This window comes from Pseudomonas sp. PS01297, assembly GCF_029959305.1.
GTDB classification, from domain to species: domain Bacteria; phylum Pseudomonadota; class Gammaproteobacteria; order Pseudomonadales; family Pseudomonadaceae; genus Aquipseudomonas; species Aquipseudomonas helleri.
The window spans coordinates 36,332-52,181 of record NZ_JASCPQ010000004.1 but is presented as its reverse complement, the minus strand read 5'-3'; the positions used below and the strand labels follow the sequence as shown (position 1 = coordinate 52,181).

The window sequence follows — 15,850 nt, the reverse complement described above, 5'->3', positions numbered from 1 at the left end:
GGGCGGTAGAAGTGCAGACTGGAATCAGCCTGCACGGTACTCAGGAAAAGTTATAGTTGGCTGAACTTTCCGTCTGCATCCCATTTGTACATCACATAGGGAGACTCTTTTAGGTCACCTTTGTCGTTCCAGCTTTTGTTGCCAAGGACAGTGTCGACCGTATGTGACTTGAGCCACTCGCTGGCTTTTTTGCCATCTGTGCCACCTGTTGCGCTGAAGGCTGCGGCCAATGCTTGCAGAGATGCGTAGGAGAAGAGGGTGTAGCTTTCGGGCTCATACCCAACATCCCGGAACTCCTTGACCACCGCCTTGCCGGTATCCAGATTCCTTGGGTCTGGATAGAAGGTCATCAGCACGCCGTCAGTGTATTTTTTGCCACCTGCGGTAGTAACCAATTGATCGGTCACGGTGCAGTCGGTGGTTACGAAGGGAATAGTGAGACCCTGCTCACGCATTTGACGAACCAGAGGGCCGGCTTCAGGGTGACACCCCCCGAAGTAAACTACTTCAGCTTTAGAAGATCGAATCTTGGTCACGACGGCGTTGAAGTCCTTTTCGCCTCGGGTCAGTCCCTCGTAAAGCACCGTCTCGACCCCTTCCGCCTTGAGGGAAGTCTTCGTTGTGTCCGCAACACCCTGGCCGAAGGTGTCCTTGTCGTGTATGACCGCAACAGTTTTGGCTTTGAGGTTCTTCGCGATGTAATCAGCTGCTACCTGACCTTGCTGATCGTCGCGCCCGGCCATGCGGAACATACCTACCAAGCCACGTTCAGTGATAATCGGCGCGGAGGAGGCTGGAGTAATAGTGACGATCTCCGCTTCATCGTAGATTTCGGAGGCGGGAATGGTCGAGGAGGAGCAGTAGTGGCCGATGACTGCTACAACCTTCTCTGCGTCGACCATCTGGTTCGCAGCGGAGACTGCTTGCTTGGGCTCACATGCGTCATCGCCTTTGACCAAGACGATCTTCTGACCGTTAATTCCGCCCTTGGCATTGATATCTTTTGCGGCTTGCTCGGCACCACGCCATATTTGTTCACCGAAAGCAGCGTTAGGGCCAGTCAGCGGTGCGCCGACACCGATCTTAATGTCGGCCATCGCTGTCATCGAAAGCGCCATGGAAATAGCGGCGGAAAGGGGGATTGATGCCTTAAAGATCATTTTCATGCTCGTGCCTCTTTATTATTTGCTTTTTAAGCTTATCCAGGCAGCAGGAACAAATTAAACTTTTTGAGTGTTTAAGTGTGTAGCTGTTCTGGTTCGTGTTGGCAGTTTTTGAGTTATGAGAGCTTTGGTTTTTTGGCTGTTTTTATTGTTTTGAGTTTTCGAACAAGGTGTCCTTAGATTAGGTGGGGATGGGCGTTTTTTTAGTTGAAAATTTGCGTAAATGTTCACGCTGCTCGCATTTAGCGCGGGCAGAACCCTCAGCATTCATATGTATTGAAGATTCATGTCATAACCGAGGTTGATCAATTAGCGCTCACTTTGGTCAAATCCTATCTGCGAACAGCGCAGCATTCCATCTACCTGGGATAGGTTTTTGTCGAGAGCAATTCCAGCTTCTCATAGGAATTTTTCCAATTCAGGATTCGCTGAATGGATACTTAGTTTTGTGCTGAGCGCATGAGGCAATGAGTGAGAAGGCGACTTGGGAGATAAGGGGGAGGATCTACGGCTTCGAGATCTCCGCCAACGCTCCTTCATTGTTCAGCTGGCTTCTTGCTCCCACTTTATAGAAAGGCTGGACGGAATCCTTGTCAGCTCATGCAATTCGCAGTCTTGGGTGATGAAGATAGCCACGGATCGACCTCCAGACTTTTTGCGAAGTAGCCGTGGAGCGGAAAAAGCTGTGCCGACTGTCTGCATCAGCAAATCCCTCTCTGGTGTACAGATTAGCGCTTTGCTTCTCAGCAGTTTCTCCCCGAGACAGCCCGTGACATTTTCAAGCCAGTCGATGGCATCGCCCAGGTCTGGCTCATTTAGCTGAGCTTGATATACGTGTATGCGAGGGTGAGCGATGGCTTGAACAAGCTTACGGTGGGGGAGGGTGTGATCAAGTGGGCGAAGGGCCGCGTTTAGAAAGGCTTGATGGCTCCTTTTGGCCTGCGATGTTTCTTCGACAATTGTTGCGAACGGGTTGATTCGCTCCGCTGTTGCCATTGCAGCGCACAGTTCCGACTGTGACGCTGAATCGATCTTGGTGAGCACTACGGTTTGAGCTGCACTAAGTTGAGCTGCTGCCGCATCAAATTGGGAGCTTAGTAGGGAGGGCCTGGTGCAGTCGTAGGTGCAGATGATCGAAACGGCCATCTGCAGGTGGGCTAAGCCAGCCAGAGAACGCACTACTTCACCTGGCATGGACAGCCCGCTGCATTCCAGGATGATTCGTTCAAATGGAGGTAAATCCATCCGCGCCCTAGATTCGATTAGATGTTGCACTGTTGTGACCAAATCATTGCTAAGGCTGCAGCAGACGCATCCATTACTGAGTGTTTCGATAACCAGCCCATCGGTCGAATCGAGGAGTACCGCGCCGTCGATGTTGACGGCGCCGGCCTCATTAACAATTACTGCTGTGCCGGTGCTGTCTTCTACTGAGTAAAGGAGCTGTTCCAGCAGGGTTGTTTTGCCGCTGCCCAGCGGGCCAGTCAAGATGAAGAAGTCGATACCCTTTGAGGGAGAAATCATATCTGTCTCCTACATCGATGGCTTTTGTTCGCCGTTCCAAGTTTCGTCAACCATCTCGCGGACATCGGCGAGAAGTTCCTCAGTATCAAAAATGACGCCGCCCTTGATGGTGTAATCAAGGCAGCGCTTACGTTCGGCTACGTTGGTGTCATCGTTGAGTCGCACTGCACCAGTCCCGTAAAGCAGCTTAAAGTCCGACAGGGGGTTCTGGTTGTGAATAAGAATGTCGGCCTCTTTTCCGACCTCCAGGGTGCCAGTCTTGTGCTCAATACCAAGCAGTTCGGCCCCTTGCAGGGTGGCAGCACGCAGCACCTCCTGTGGTGTGAATCCTGCCTCCTGAAGAAGCTCAAGCTCACGTACGTAGCCGAAGCCATAGACTTGGAACATGAATCCGGAATCGCTGCCAGGGCATACACGGCCCCCTCGATTTTTGTACTCATTCAAAAACTGCATCCAGATCCTGAAACTTTCCTTCCACTCCACTTCATTCTTGGTTGACCAGCGAAAGAAGTAGGCGCCGTGACCACCTCGTTGAGGCTGGAAGTAGTTCCAGGAGGTGCTGTCGGTGTACTCCTTATGCCAGTCAGCACGACGAGCTCGCATTACGTCACGGTTACTGTCGTAGACATTCATCGTCGGAACAAAGGTGTGGCCTACCTCAAGGAATGCTTCGAGTACCTCATTCCACTTCTGGCTACCTGGTTTTGTCGCCTGCAGGAATGTTCTGCCGGCAGTGGCGAAGCGGATGTACTCGTCGTTGTAGTTGTAGTCGTCATCAATGAACTGGAGGGTACTGCCTTCCATTAGTGCTTCTGGGAGGCCGTAGGAGTGCTCTGTACTGGTCAGCCCCCACTTGGCTGTTTTGAGCGCGTTCATGCGTCCGACTGAAAGCTGGGCATGGTGGCAACAGGTTTTGAGACCGAGGTTTCGGCACTCGTCCAGAGCGGCTTCCATAATGGCCGGTGGAGAGCCAAAAAATTTCACACCACAGGCGCCTTTCTCGCGCACCTGACGCAACCATTCACGTCCTTGCTCTGGGCTGTAGATCACCTTTAGGTAATCATTCACAGCAGGGAAGTAGACGTACGGGTAGAGATTAGGCGCCCCTATGGCGTGATCGGCTGACGCACGTTGCTGCTCGCATGTCCAGGCGAGCCCGTTCATACAGCCGGCCTCTCGCACGGAGGTGACCCCATGGGCCAGCCAGAGCTTGTACACGTAATCGGCTGGAAGCATCTCACCGCTTTCTGCGTGAAAGGGCGTGCCGACGTGAGCGTGACAATCAATGAAGCCTGGCGTAGCGAACTTGCCATGGCAGTCGATCTCGCGAGAGCCGTTCGCTGGGCGGCGAGCGGGGTTTATCGGAAGCCCGGGGACGCCAACCGCTGCAATTTCAGTAATGAGGCCATTTTCTATAACGATATCGGCGGGCCCCCAAGGTGGGGCGCCGGTACCGTCAATCACAGTGATGCCTCGAAGCACCAGGCGGGAGTGTGGCCCATTGCCGCGATCATTGCTGGTGGAGGGTTTGACTTGGCCAAGGCCTTTCTTGGCGAAACCGGCGACCATTTCTTCGCCTACCTCAATTGACGTAGCAGAGCTCGTCTTCACATAGTCTCCTGTTGTTTTTATTACCGACCAGCGACGACTTTGCGGCTGGTCTGTTGGAGTTGAACATGATGGGCTCACAGCATTTTAGATGCTGATGTTGAGCCACTCAGGGGGTGGGATTACCACAACACCCTAGGCAGATGGGCAGTAAGAAAGTCGGCCTGAATCGGGTGGTCTTTGTGACCTTTGCTCAGGCTCTACAGGGTCTATCTCAGCCATCTGGTGGCGCGGCTTGGATGTACGGCTGGATGGTTTGCCCTTACATTCATCCTATCCCTGAAGCGCCCGCGTTTCTTAGTGTCTGGAGTCGAATCTAAGACTTTTAAATTCCGACTCGAAATAGGTTGAAGTGCTCGAAATAGGATTTATTTGCCTTAAATTCCTATTTTTGTGCGGTAGAAGCGCGTCGTTCTCAGGCGCTCAATTGACGAACCCTACAACAACGACAAAAGGCGCGGCTTTCACAGAAGGCTCGAGGGGATCTGAAAATGAGTGCAATTAGTTTGGAAGTTGGTCGTGCAGTGGATACGAGCGCAATGCGGCGCAAAGCTATCATCGCCACTGTTCTTGGGAATGGATTCGAGTGGTTTGACTTCATGGTGTATGGCTTTTTTGCCATTATCATCGGGAAACTATTTTTTCCTACTGGAGATGACTTAACGTCTCTGATGCTTTCGGCGGCAACCTTTGGTGTGGGTTTTTTGGTGCGGCCTGTAGGTGGTGTGCTGATCGGTATCTACTCTGATCGTTATGGCCGAAAGGGGGCGTTGTCTCTCACCATCATCTTGATGGGGGCTGGTACGGCTCTGATCGGCTTGGCTCCAACCTATGAGCAGGCAGGTATGCTCGCTCCATGTGTCATCGTATTTGCGCGGCTTCTCCAGGGTATCTCTGCGGGTGGTGAGATGGGTGCCGCCACGGCCTATTTGACTGAACAAGCGCCTGAAGGAAAGAAGGCTTATTACTCAAGCTGGATCCAGACGAGTATCGGCTTTGCAGTTCTGCTCGGTGCTTGTTTCGGTACCGGCATTACACTTGGTTTGAGTCCGGAGGACGTTGAGAGCTGGGGTTGGCGAATTCCATTCCTGTTCGGCATCCTGATTGGCCCTATCGGATTCTTCATTCGCCGCAACCTGCATGAGTCACCGGTGTTTGAGGAGTCTTCCGAACTGACTGAGACGCCGCTGCGAGACGTCCTTCGCGAGTACCCACGGCAGGCGGTCGCTAGCTTCGCCATGATCGTTCTTTGGACGGTGTGCATCTATGTCATTCTGTTTTATATGCCAACCTACTCCGTGAAGGTGCTCAAGCTTCCTCAGTCTGCATCCTTCATTGCCGCTATGGTGGGTGGTGGCGTAATTGCGTTCTGCTCTCCAATCACTGGTTACATTTCTGACAAGGTCGGTCGGAAGTACCTGCTAGCTGGAGCATCGGCTGTGATACTTCTTGTGGCTTGGCCGATGTTCAATATGATCGCCAGTTCCCCCTCGCTTTACACACTCTGCATCTTCCAAGCGGTGTTTGGTGTTCTGATTGCTGTTTACACTGGCCCGATACTGGCTGCGCTTTCGGAGACCTTTCCCACCAAGGTGCTTTCAACGGGCCTGTCCTTGGCCTACAACCTTGCAGTGATGACTTTTGGTGGGTTCGCTTCTTTGATCCTCACCTGGCTCATCAGTGTTACCGGCTCGGTTACTGCTCCAGCTTTCTATGTGATGATCGCGGCAGCGTTCAGTCTTCTAGGTGTAATGCTCGGTTATCGACAGCCTGATCGTCGCTGAGTGATGAAGCGCTGGGATCGCTTACGCGATACCCGGCGTTTTTGCAGTGTATTGGGTGATCTCATCTCAATTTTATCTTTTCTTAATTCCTATTTTGAGAATGATAAAATGATTACTTTATCCTGTTTTGAGTTGGTAGAGCTGCGCGCTTTCTCGGCTTACAGTACCTAACCTCCGTCGCTCTACCTCGGGTCATCCGCGTAGGGCTTCACGTTGTGTTCCCGTGCTGCTGTTCGAGACCAGGCTTTTCCAAATGACAAAAAATAATCCTATCCCGTTCGACCTCAATGTCCTCATGAGTCTCCGCTCCAAGCTGGAGGCTGAAACATCGGCGGAGGTGAGGTTCGACGCAGCGACTCGTGCGATCTACGCCTCTGAGGCATCGAACTACCGTCAACTGCCAATCGGTATCGTGATCCCTAGAAGCATCGACGACATCGTCGCCACTGTGCGAGTTTGCAGGGATTCTGGGATTCCGATTCTTCCTCGTGGTGCTGGTACCTCGATGTGTGGCCAAGCCGTCAACGCTGCGGTTGTTATTGATGCTTCGAAATATCTGAATGCAATTCACGAGATCGATCCGGGCCGACGCCTGGCTAGGGTTGAGCCAGGCGTTATTTGCGATCAACTGAAAGGCGAAGCAGCAAAGGTGGGCTTGACCTTCGGCCCGGATCCGGCGACTCATAGCCGTTGCACCCTTGGCGGTATGATTGGGAACAACTCCTGCGGCGCTCACTCGGTAATGGCTGGCAAGACGGTAGAGAACGTGGAGCGGCTGGAAATTCTCACATACGACGGTGAGCGTTTTTGGGTCGGGCCCACCGATGAAGTGGCGTATCAGGAGCATATTAGTGCTGGTGGCCGTCGCGCTGAAATCGTTCGTTCTCTCAAAGAATTGGTAGATCGGAACGAGGAGCAAATTCGTCAAGGCTTCCCTAAGCTAAAGCGTCGAGTCTCGGGCTATAACCTGGATCAGTTGTTGCCGGAGAATGGCTTCAATATTGCCCGAGCACTGGTAGGTGTGGAGGGTACCTGCGTGACAGTTCTCCAGGCCGAAACCCTCTTGGTGAAAAATCCGACTCACCGTGTCCTTTTGGTATTGGGTTACGAGGAGATCTACTACGCTGCCGATTCGGTACCTCAATTGCTACCGCTCAATCCTATCGCCATGGAGGGTCTGGACGACGGCATTATCGAGGGGCTCAAAGAGCGCGGTATGAAGCTCGCTGACATTGCTGAGCTGCCTTCTGGCAATGCCTGGTTGATGATTGAGTTCGGAGCGCTCTCAACCGAAGACGCAATCGCTTTCGCTCAGAAAGCCGTCGATATAGCGCCAGAGCTGCCAGGGCGTCCAAGCGTCCGGCTTGTTACTGATGCCGGCTTGATGAACCGGATTTGGACAATTCGTGAGACCGGGGCTTCGGCTACTTCCCTGGGGTTGGATCCCAACGAACCTGATCCTGTCGTGGGTTGGGAAGATGCGGCGGTTGAGCCAGAGCACTTGGGTAAGTACCTACGCGAGTTCAAGAGCCTGGTTAGCAGCTATGGCTACAAAACGAATCTCTACGGTCACTTCGGCGATGGCTGCATCCACTCTCGGATCACCTTCGATTTGAAGTCTCAAGATGGCCTAGACAACTGGCGGGCGTTTCTTGACGAGGCTGCACACTTGGTTGTCCGTTACGGCGGTTCTTTGTCCGGGGAGCACGGCGATGGCCAGGCAAAGGGTGAGTACCTGCGCATCATGTACTCCGACGAGATAATGAATGCCTTTGCCGAGTTCAAGGCTATCTGGGATCCGCTCAACAAAATGAACCCAGGCAAGCTGATCCATGCAATGCCTGTCGATGCCAATCTCCGTTTGGGCCTAGATTACAAGCGTCGAGAAATCCCAAGCCAGTTCACATATGACCCTCGTCTCGGCGACAAAGGTCTGGCTCGTGAATCCGAGCGCTGCATTGGAATGGGTAAGTGCCGCTCGCTGGATGGTGGAACCATGTGCCCGAGTTTTAGGGCTACACGCGAGGAAAAATACTCAACACGAGGTCGTGCTCGTCTGTTCTTCGAATTACTAAAGGGTGAGGTGATTGAAGATGGCTGGCAGAACGAAGAGGTCAAAGACTCGCTTGATTTGTGCTTGAGCTGTAAAGGTTGCAAGACCGACTGCCCTACCAATGTGAACATCGCGCGATATAAAACCGAATTTCTCAATCGTTACTACAGCGTGAAGCGTCGCCCGGTCATGGATGCGATGATTGGCCGAATTGGTGAATGGCTGCCTCATGCCACCAAGTTTTCACCTGTTCTCAATTACGCCATGGGTAACCCGCTGGTTCGCACAGCAGGTTCATATTTCGGCTTGGCGCGCTACGCCAAGTTTCCAAAGATCGCGGCGAAGAGCTTTCGCAGTAGTGTCACAGCCAAACGAATCCTGAAAAACGAAGGCCAGCGTACAGGCACTGAAGTGCTGTTGTGGGTAGATAGCTTCAATAACGGATTCACGCCTAAGGTGTTAGAGGCGGGTGTGACTGTCCTAGAAACTCTCGGCTTCAATGTGAAGCTGATGAAGCGTCATGTGTGCTGTGGCCGTCCTTACTACGACGTAGGGATGATTGATCAGGCGAAGGCCAATCTGGAGCAGATACTCACTCAGTTAGAGCCAGTATTGGAGGAGCGGATGCCTGTCATTGTTCTGGAGCCAAGCTGTCTTTCGGTATTCCGAGACGAAATGCCAAGCTTGTTCCCGACAGACCAGCGTGCAAAGCAACTCGAGAAGTCGATCATGACCCTTAGTGAGTTCATTAAGAGTCGTGGCTTGCAATTGCCTCTCATTGATGAAGATGTCCGGATTCATGGTCATTGTCATCAGAAGTCTTGTGGTGGCATGGAGGGCGAGCAAGGCGTCCTGGAGAAGCTCGGTGGTAAAGGTCAGGTGATCAATTCCGGTTGCTGTGGTGTTGCTGGAGCCTACGCCTACCACAGCAAAACGGCTCCGATAGCCAAGATCATCGGTGAAAAAGAGTTCAAGCCACATATCGATAAGATCCCACAGGACACTCCGGTGGTCGCAGATGGATTCAGCTGCCGGGGTCAGATCCGAAACGTGAGTGGTCGAGAGGCCATGCACTTGGCTGAGTATCTCGCGAAAATTCTGGGCTAGTCGCGCCAGGCACGGCATTCTCATGCATTTGGCTGCTGGGGCCCGCGTCCTGGCAGTGAGTGGATGCCAGCGTGTAGGTACTTATGGAGTGGAGTAGGTTGGTCATGAAGCTCGATACTGCGATTGAAAACACTGTGTTGCGCGAAGCCTCTGTTGTTGCAGGGGTAAATGCCATGGATCGCGAAATAACTTGGGTTCATATCGTCGATCACCCTGAGATCACTAACTGGTTGAAACCAGGCGAGCTGCTGTTGACCACCGGTTACAACTGGCCGGTTGATGACGATGAAAGCCGAAGCATGGTGCGTCGCCTCAGTGAGATCGGCTTGGCAGGAGTCGTTCTTGCAGTTCCTCATTTTCGGGAGCATTTCACTGAAGCGGCAATCGAAGAGGCCAACCTCTGCAATCTACCTCTGCTTGAATTGCCTTGGGAAATTCCGTTCAGCGACATCATGCACGATGTGTTGGCACGGATCATCAATATCCAGGCCGAGACGATTCGGCGCTCTGACCACATTCATCGCACATTGACGGAAGCTGCCCTCGAGGGGAAAAACCTTGAGGTGCTAGCTAAGGCTTTGAAAGCTGCACTCGACAAATCGGCTACCGTCGTTTCCGTGGACGGGACGATATTGGGGGCGTCCGATCCCAGCGCAGATGAAGCGCGCGAACGACTGCTTGTTAAAAAACTCACCGAGCTGGAGCCTCTCACAGCATTTTTCGAGTCCAATGCCCCTAAAGTGGTTTCGGAGTGGGTGGCGAAGCCTAGGTTGGGTGGAGCCATCCGGTTAAGGGATGAGGTGATTGGAATCGTGTGGCTGGGAAGTGATGAGGGCGAGTTTGGAGAGCTAGACTCCCGTGCCTTGGAGCATGCTGCAGTTATTGCAGCTCTCCACCTGACCTATCAGCGAGAGCTGTCTGATCAAGAAACTCGCTTGGGTTACGCATTCGTAGCGGGATTGTTGGAGGGGAAATTTTCGGCCACGCCTAGCGCTATCGAGCGAGCTCAAGCTTCGGGTTGGAGCGAAAATAGAAATTACAGGGTTTGCCTGGTGCTTTTGAATGAGCCGATTCCGCTTTCTATCGAAGGTTTCACTCGGCGTTCAAGAACTGCGGATCGAATCTCGCAAGCAATGCTGAGCATGGGTGTGGCGCCGCTTATGTCTGTGTCTTTGAACCAGGTGAGCTTCTTGTTGCCGTCGGAAATTGCGCCCGACTCGGTATGGCGGGCTGTGCGCACCGAGGGCTGCGCAATGGCGGTTAGTCGAACTCATCAGGGAGTGATCGGTATGGCTCATGGTGCAGAGGATGTATCTGCGCTTCTTCCTTTGCTCAAGCCAGGTAAGTTGCATGATTTTGATGAGGTTCTATTTCCCAGGGCGCTTATGGGCGATTCGGATGCTCGACGCTTGCTGGTTGAGAAAATGATTGCGCCGCTGGGCAATCCCAAGCGTGGTAATGCGCTCATCGAAACGGCCCTTACGTTGGCCAAGGAAGGCTTCCAGTTATTGAATACCTCCAAGGCGCTAGATATCCATATTAGTACGTTGCGCTATAGGGTAGAGCGTATTGAGACGATGTTGAGTATTTCGCTCGATAACCCTGATGACAAATTCAAGCTTCAAGTGGCGGCTCAAATGTATGTTTTGGCCGCTGACGAGAATTCTTAGAAAGTATTAAATGCGGGGGGCGCTTGTAGTGCTGGATGCCCCGTGGGAGGCTTTGTGTCTAGGCGTGTTACGAAAACTTCATGCGGTTTGCATTTAGTGTCTCAGTCTGAAAATACTCTTTTTGACCTAAAAGGCAGGGTCGTGCAGTCTGAGCTAGTTGAACTGGCCAGAACTGCTATTAGTTTAAAGAGTTCTGGTAATAGCGTTGTCGTCGCTATTGGTGAGCATTGTTCTGCTGGTGCTGGCTGTTTAGGAGGAGAGGTCTATCGAGCAGGCTATGCTGCGATGGTTGTATCTCAGACTAAACTCATGGCTGAGTGGGAGAAGTGTTTCAGCAACGGTGGTGAATTGTCAGCTCAAGTTCTAGTAGATGCGGTAGTTTTTCACAACGAGCTCAGAGGCCAGCAGTTGGCAGGCGTCTTGTGTGAGTTGACCGATATGGGGGTGGTTCCTATCGTGGGGCTGAGTGCAGGTGGTCGTGGAGCCTGCACTACATTGTTGGATTCTTTCCTGCTCACATTGCTGGATGATCACAAGAAAAGGATCCTGCAAAAAGTGGCTGTCTGATCATTTTCTCCTCTATTACGGCTGTGTGCTACCAGTCGACCAAAAAAACGATCGCGAATTCGTTTGTCGAGTAGGTAGTTCCTATCGTCCTCCTCCTGTTCAATGAGTCCTATAAGTCCCATGGAAAGGGCCTGCCGGTCGTGCGAAACCGAGTAGTTAGATCCAGATGTTGTACGCCTGCCTAATAATAACTCGAGGCTTTTCAAGATGTCCCAAACATCTCATTCAGTCCATTCAGCTATCGCTGAAGGATCAAACCTTTCCACTGGTTTAAAACAGCGCCACGTCACTATGCTCTCGATTGCGGGTGTAATCGGTGCGGGTTTGTTTGTTGGCTCTGGTCATGCAATCGCTGCCGCTGGCCCGGCGGTTCTTCTTTCGTATATCGCAGCCGGTACTCTAGTTGTGCTGGTGATGCGAATGCTCGGCGAAATGGCTGTAGCATCTCCCGATACCGGATCATTCTCCACCTATGCGAACAGAGCCATCGGTCAATGGGCTGGATTCTCAATCGGTTGGCTGTATTGGTGGTTCTGGGTTCTCGTTATCCCCTTAGAGGCAATTGCAGCAGCTGCGATTTTGAACACATGGTTCCCGGTTATTGATACCTGGTTGTTCGCGTTGGCGATCACTGCGCTTCTGACCATTTCAAATCTTTTCAGCGTCGCTAAATACGGCGAGTTTGAGTTCTGGTTTGCGTTGTCGAAAGTGATCGCCATCATGGCATTCATCATCTTGGTTGCAGTCGCTCTTGTGGGAGGGCTGCCAGGTCGGGAGGTTGAGGGCTTCGTAGCTACCATGCACGCAAATGGCGGTTTCGCCCCGAATGGCTATGGGCCGGTGCTTGGTGCCTTGCTGACTACCATGTTCAGCTTCATGGGTACCGAAATCGTCACGATCGCTGCAGCAGAATCGAAAAACCCATCTCAGCAGATCGCCAGGGCTACCAACTCTGTTATTTGGCGAATCGGTATTTTCTACATCGTTTCCATCTTTATGGTGGTTTCCATCGTGCCATGGAACGACGCCCAGCTCTCCGTGGTTGGTTCGTACCAGCGTGCGCTGGAGTTACTGCAAATTCCCTACGCCAAGCTGATCGTCGATATCGTGGTTCTCGTCGCTGTAGCGAGCTGTCTCAACTCGGCCATCTACACCGCTTCTAGGATGATGTTCTCCCTGGCCAAGCGTGGTGATGCGCCAAAAGCGCTCAAGGCTACGACTGTCTCAAATGTCCCGCGCAGGGCAGTCTTGGCCAGTACGGCTATCGGCTTCGTTACTACTGCCATTAACTACTTTGCCCCTGAGAAAGTTTTTGCATTCCTACTGGCAACCTCGGGGGCTGTTGCATTGTTGGTCTACTTGGTTATCGCAGTTTCGCAGTTGCGCATGCGCAAGCAGTTGATAGCTAACGGCCAGGAGTTGGACTTCAAGATGTGGCTTTACCCTTGGCTGACCTGGCTTGTGATCATTTTCATTACTGCCGCACTGTGCCTGATGCTGACTCTCCCCAAACACACTTATGAGGTGGCGTCGACGGCGGTGCTGGCACTCATGATCGTTGCCACTGGTGTTTACACCAAGCGCCGAAGCAATGCGGCGAATTGGTCTCAGGGTCTCGTCAGTAATACCCATCGCTGACCCCCATCAGATCTAGGTTCTTCAAGAAGGGGTGGGGGCGTTGGTTCGCGCCCCCCCCCCCTCATTCTTGGTTGACCAGTTGCCAGCAAAATATTTGGGTTCGGATTGTTGCTGTCTGTCTTTCCTGCCCTGAATCCCAACTTTTCTGTATCTACTTTTAGTACGAAAAAATCAGTCAATCTTCCTATCTTTCGCACGTATTTAGAGTGTGGGGGCGTAGTTACGATTGCCACACTGACACACAAAGGTGACTACCATGTCTTCTCAACAAAAAATGTCCGTATCGCCTCGCGCACAACACGTATCCAATGGTGTTGCGGTTGCTCACCCGATCATCGTGAGCCGCGCTGCAGGCGCTTACCTCTGGGATGACCAAGGTAAGAAATACTTGGACTTCGTTGGTGGTATCGGCGTGCTGAACGTCGGCCACAACCACCCACGCGTAGTCGAAGCAGTACGTAAGCAGTTGGATACCTTCTCGCACATCTGCTTCCAGGTAGCCGCTTATAACCAATACACCGACCTCGCCGCGAAGCTGAACAATCTTGTTGGTGGCTCGGAACACTACAAGTCAGTATTCCTGACTACCGGTGCCGAAGCTGTTGAGAATGCCATTAAGATCGCGCGTGGCCATACGAATCGTCCGGGTGTGATTGCATTCCGTGGCGGTTTCCACGGTCGTACCTTGATGGGTATGACCCTGACCGGCATGAGCCAGCCTTACCGCCAGAATTTCGGCCCATACGCCCCGGATATCTACCATACGCCGTATCCGAACGAGTACCGTGGTGTGACCACAGAGAAAGCCCTGGCCGCTCTGCAGGAGGTATTTGACACTCAAATCGCTGCTGATCGCGTCGCTGCAATCATCATTGAGCCCGTCCAAGGTGATGGTGGGTTTATCGCCGCTCCGGTCGAGTTCATGCGTGCTCTGCGCAAAAAAACTCAAGAGCTGGGCATCGTTCTGATCTGTGACGAAATTCAGACCGGCTTTGGTCGTACCGGTAAGATGTTCGGCTTCGAGCACTCCGGCATCCAGCCTGACTTGGTAACTGTTGCCAAGAGTATGGCCGGCGGTCTGCCGATCTCTGGTGTCGTGGGTCGTGCCGCAATCATGGATGCCCCACAGCCAGGTGGTTTGGGTGGCACATATGGTGGCAATCCGCTCGGTTGCGCTGCTGCGTTAGAGGTCATCAAAATCTTCGAATCGGAGAACCTGACAGAGCGCAGCCGCGCGATCGGAGCCCAGCTTCTGGAAGGCTTCAAATCCCTAGAAGGCCGCTTCAAAGGCATCGGTCACGTGCGTGCGATTGGCGCAATGGCAGCCGTTGAGTTCGTTTCTGATCGTGAGTCAAAAGAGCCAGATCCCGCTCTGGCGCAACGGATCATCGATGCTGCCCGTGAAGAGGGGTTGCTGGTGATCAAATGTGGTGTCTACCGCAACGTTGTACGCTTCATCTGCCCACTGGTCATTTCTGAGCAGGATGTGGCTGAAGCCCTGGGCATGTTCGAGCGAGCGCTGGTTACCGCCGAAGCATAAGGCTGACGTTTATCGATTTACATCGCAATAACTCTGGAGTGGTTATGTCCCCGTTTGAAGCGTTCAGTGAAGTTGACATTCGTATCGGCGAGGTCGTGCGAGTGGAGCTCAATGAAAAAGCAAACAAGCCAGCTTATAAGTTCTGGATCAATTTTGGTGAGTTGGGCGAGAAAACCACCAGCGCGCAGTACACCAAGCTCTACAGCCCTGAAGAGTTTATCGGTAAGCAGGTTGTTTGCGCCGTCAATCTGGGCTCAAGGAAGATTGCTGGCTTTACCTCCGAAGTATTGATGTTGGGTGTCGATCGTGAGCCTGGTGAGGTTGTTTACCTGACCACAGAGCGCTCTGTTCCACTCGGCAGCAAGATTTTTTAACCCTCTAGCCGCTGTGCTGCGATACAGCGGCTGGCTCAAAACAAGTAAACCTAAAGTAGGATATCAAGATGCAACTGACCGACTTCAAAGCGCTGACCTTCGACTGCTACGGCACCCTGATCGACTGGGAGACCGGCATCGTCAACGCCCTTCAACCACTGGCAAAGCGTACTGGCAAGTCCTTCACTTCTGACGAGCTGCTGGAAGTGTTTGGTCGCAACGAGTCGCCTCAGCAAACCGAAACCCCTGGTGCTCTTTATCAGGACATTCTGCGCGCTGTATATGATCGCATCGCTAAAGAATGGGGCTTGAAGCCCGACGCTGCTGAGCGCGAAGAGTTTGGCACCTCCGTGAAAAACTGGCCTGCATTCCCGGATACGGTGGAAGCTTTGCAGTATCTTAAGAACCACTACAAGCTGGTCATCCTGTCCAACATCGACCGAAACGAGTTCAAACTGAGCAATGCCAAGCTGGGTGTAGAGTTCGACCACATTATCACCGCTCAGGATGTGGGTTCGTACAAACCAAACCCAAACAACTTTACCTTCATGATCGATGCGCTGGCTAAAGCTGGCATCGAGAAGGGCGATATTCTGCACACCGCAGAAAGCCTTTATCACGACCACATCCCAGCCAACGACGCAGGTCTAGTTTCGGCTTGGATCTATCGTCGTCACGGTAAAGAAGGCTACGGCGCCACTCACGTTCCGTCCCGTATGCCAAACATCGATTTCCGCTTCAACAGCATGGGCGAGATGGCTGAAGCGCATAAGCAAGCGCTGAAGGGTTGATACAAATGCCGGCGGCTATATATGCCGCCGG

The 15,850-nt window shown here is 52.6% G+C and carries 12 protein-coding genes; 9 read left to right on the top strand and 3 right to left on the bottom strand.

The features are described 5' to 3' along the window. Window positions 1–50: 50 nt before the first annotated feature. The 3 genes from QMX84_RS02870 to QMX84_RS02860 form a co-directional block, all read right to left on the bottom strand. Window positions 51–1,166 carry a branched-chain amino acid ABC transporter substrate-binding protein gene (locus tag QMX84_RS02870; RefSeq protein WP_282363070.1) on the bottom strand — a complete coding sequence of 372 codons (1,116 nt, stop codon included), beginning with the start codon at window positions 1,164–1,166 and terminating at the stop codon, window positions 51–53. Window positions 1,167–1,706: 540 nt separating this feature from the next. After that, the gene (locus tag QMX84_RS02865) at window positions 1,707–2,687 is read right to left on the bottom strand and encodes a GTP-binding protein (protein WP_282363069.1); all 981 of its coding nucleotides are present in this window, start codon (window positions 2,685–2,687) and stop codon (window positions 1,707–1,709) included. Between the two features lie 9 nt (window positions 2,688–2,696). Continuing rightward, the gene (locus tag QMX84_RS02860) at window positions 2,697–3,851 is read right to left on the bottom strand and encodes an amidohydrolase family protein (RefSeq protein ID WP_282363068.1); all 1,155 of its coding nucleotides are present in this window, start codon (window positions 3,849–3,851) and stop codon (window positions 2,697–2,699) included. Between the two features lie 30 nt (window positions 3,852–3,881). On the opposite strand from QMX84_RS02860, the gene QMX84_RS02855 reads away from it, so the two are divergent. From QMX84_RS02855 to QMX84_RS02815, 9 genes are all read left to right on the top strand, one after another. Then, entirely contained in the window at window positions 3,882–4,277 is a 396-nt protein-coding gene (locus QMX84_RS02855) for a hypothetical protein (protein WP_282363067.1), read from the top strand. Between the two features lie 509 nt (window positions 4,278–4,786). Further along, window positions 4,787–6,079: an MFS transporter gene (locus QMX84_RS02850; RefSeq protein WP_282363066.1), complete on the top strand. Its 1,293-nt coding sequence runs from the start codon at window positions 4,787–4,789 to the stop codon at window positions 6,077–6,079. 253 nt (window positions 6,080–6,332) lie between these two features. Next, a complete protein-coding gene (locus tag QMX84_RS02845; protein ID WP_282363065.1) occupies window positions 6,333–9,239 on the top strand; it encodes an FAD-binding and (Fe-S)-binding domain-containing protein in 2,907 nt (968 codons plus the stop codon). 104 nt (window positions 9,240–9,343) lie between these two features. Next, on the top strand, window positions 9,344–10,909 hold the full coding sequence (locus tag QMX84_RS02840) for a PucR family transcriptional regulator (RefSeq protein ID WP_282363064.1): 1,566 nt from the start codon (window positions 9,344–9,346) through the stop codon (window positions 10,907–10,909). A 96-nt stretch (window positions 10,910–11,005) separates the two neighbouring features. Then, a complete protein-coding gene (locus QMX84_RS02835; RefSeq protein WP_282363063.1) occupies window positions 11,006–11,476 on the top strand; it encodes a hypothetical protein in 471 nt (156 codons plus the stop codon). Between the two features lie 207 nt (window positions 11,477–11,683). Beyond that, window positions 11,684–13,114, top strand: coding sequence for a GABA permease (gabP, locus tag QMX84_RS02830; protein WP_282363062.1), 1,431 nt, complete (start codon window positions 11,684–11,686; stop codon window positions 13,112–13,114). 256 nt (window positions 13,115–13,370) lie between these two features. Then, complete coding sequence (gene gabT, locus QMX84_RS02825) at window positions 13,371–14,654, top strand: 4-aminobutyrate--2-oxoglutarate transaminase (protein WP_282363061.1); 1,284 nt, start codon at window positions 13,371–13,373, stop codon at window positions 14,652–14,654. A 44-nt stretch (window positions 14,655–14,698) separates the two neighbouring features. Continuing rightward, complete coding sequence (locus tag QMX84_RS02820; protein WP_282363060.1) at window positions 14,699–15,028, top strand: tRNA-binding protein; 330 nt, start codon at window positions 14,699–14,701, stop codon at window positions 15,026–15,028. Window positions 15,029–15,096: 68 nt separating this feature from the next. Then, window positions 15,097–15,819 (top strand): haloacid dehalogenase type II, encoded by a 723-nt coding sequence (locus QMX84_RS02815; RefSeq protein ID WP_282363059.1) that lies wholly within the window; start codon window positions 15,097–15,099, stop codon window positions 15,817–15,819. Window positions 15,820–15,850 lie beyond the last annotated feature (31 nt).

Coding starts and splice junctions, on each gene's coding strand:
- QMX84_RS02850 (WP_282363066.1), top strand. CDS start 4,787: ATGAGTGCAATTAGTTTGGAAGTTGGTCGTGCAGTGGATACGAGCGCA.
- QMX84_RS02870 (WP_282363070.1), bottom strand. CDS start 1,166: ATGAAAATGATCTTTAAGGCATCAATCCCCCTTTCCGCCGCTATTTCC.
- QMX84_RS02855 (WP_282363067.1), top strand. CDS start 3,882: ATGGGCCAGCCAGAGCTTGTACACGTAATCGGCTGGAAGCATCTCACC.
- QMX84_RS02820 (WP_282363060.1), top strand. CDS start 14,699: ATGTCCCCGTTTGAAGCGTTCAGTGAAGTTGACATTCGTATCGGCGAG.
- QMX84_RS02845 (WP_282363065.1), top strand. CDS start 6,333: ATGACAAAAAATAATCCTATCCCGTTCGACCTCAATGTCCTCATGAGT.
- gabT (WP_282363061.1), top strand. CDS start 13,371: ATGTCTTCTCAACAAAAAATGTCCGTATCGCCTCGCGCACAACACGTA.
- QMX84_RS02815 (WP_282363059.1), top strand. CDS start 15,097: ATGCAACTGACCGACTTCAAAGCGCTGACCTTCGACTGCTACGGCACC.
- gabP (WP_282363062.1), top strand. CDS start 11,684: ATGTCCCAAACATCTCATTCAGTCCATTCAGCTATCGCTGAAGGATCA.
- QMX84_RS02860 (WP_282363068.1), bottom strand. CDS start 3,851: ATGAACGGGCTCGCCTGGACATGCGAGCAGCAACGTGCGTCAGCCGAT.
- QMX84_RS02840 (WP_282363064.1), top strand. CDS start 9,344: ATGAAGCTCGATACTGCGATTGAAAACACTGTGTTGCGCGAAGCCTCT.
- QMX84_RS02865 (WP_282363069.1), bottom strand. CDS start 2,687: ATGATTTCTCCCTCAAAGGGTATCGACTTCTTCATCTTGACTGGCCCG.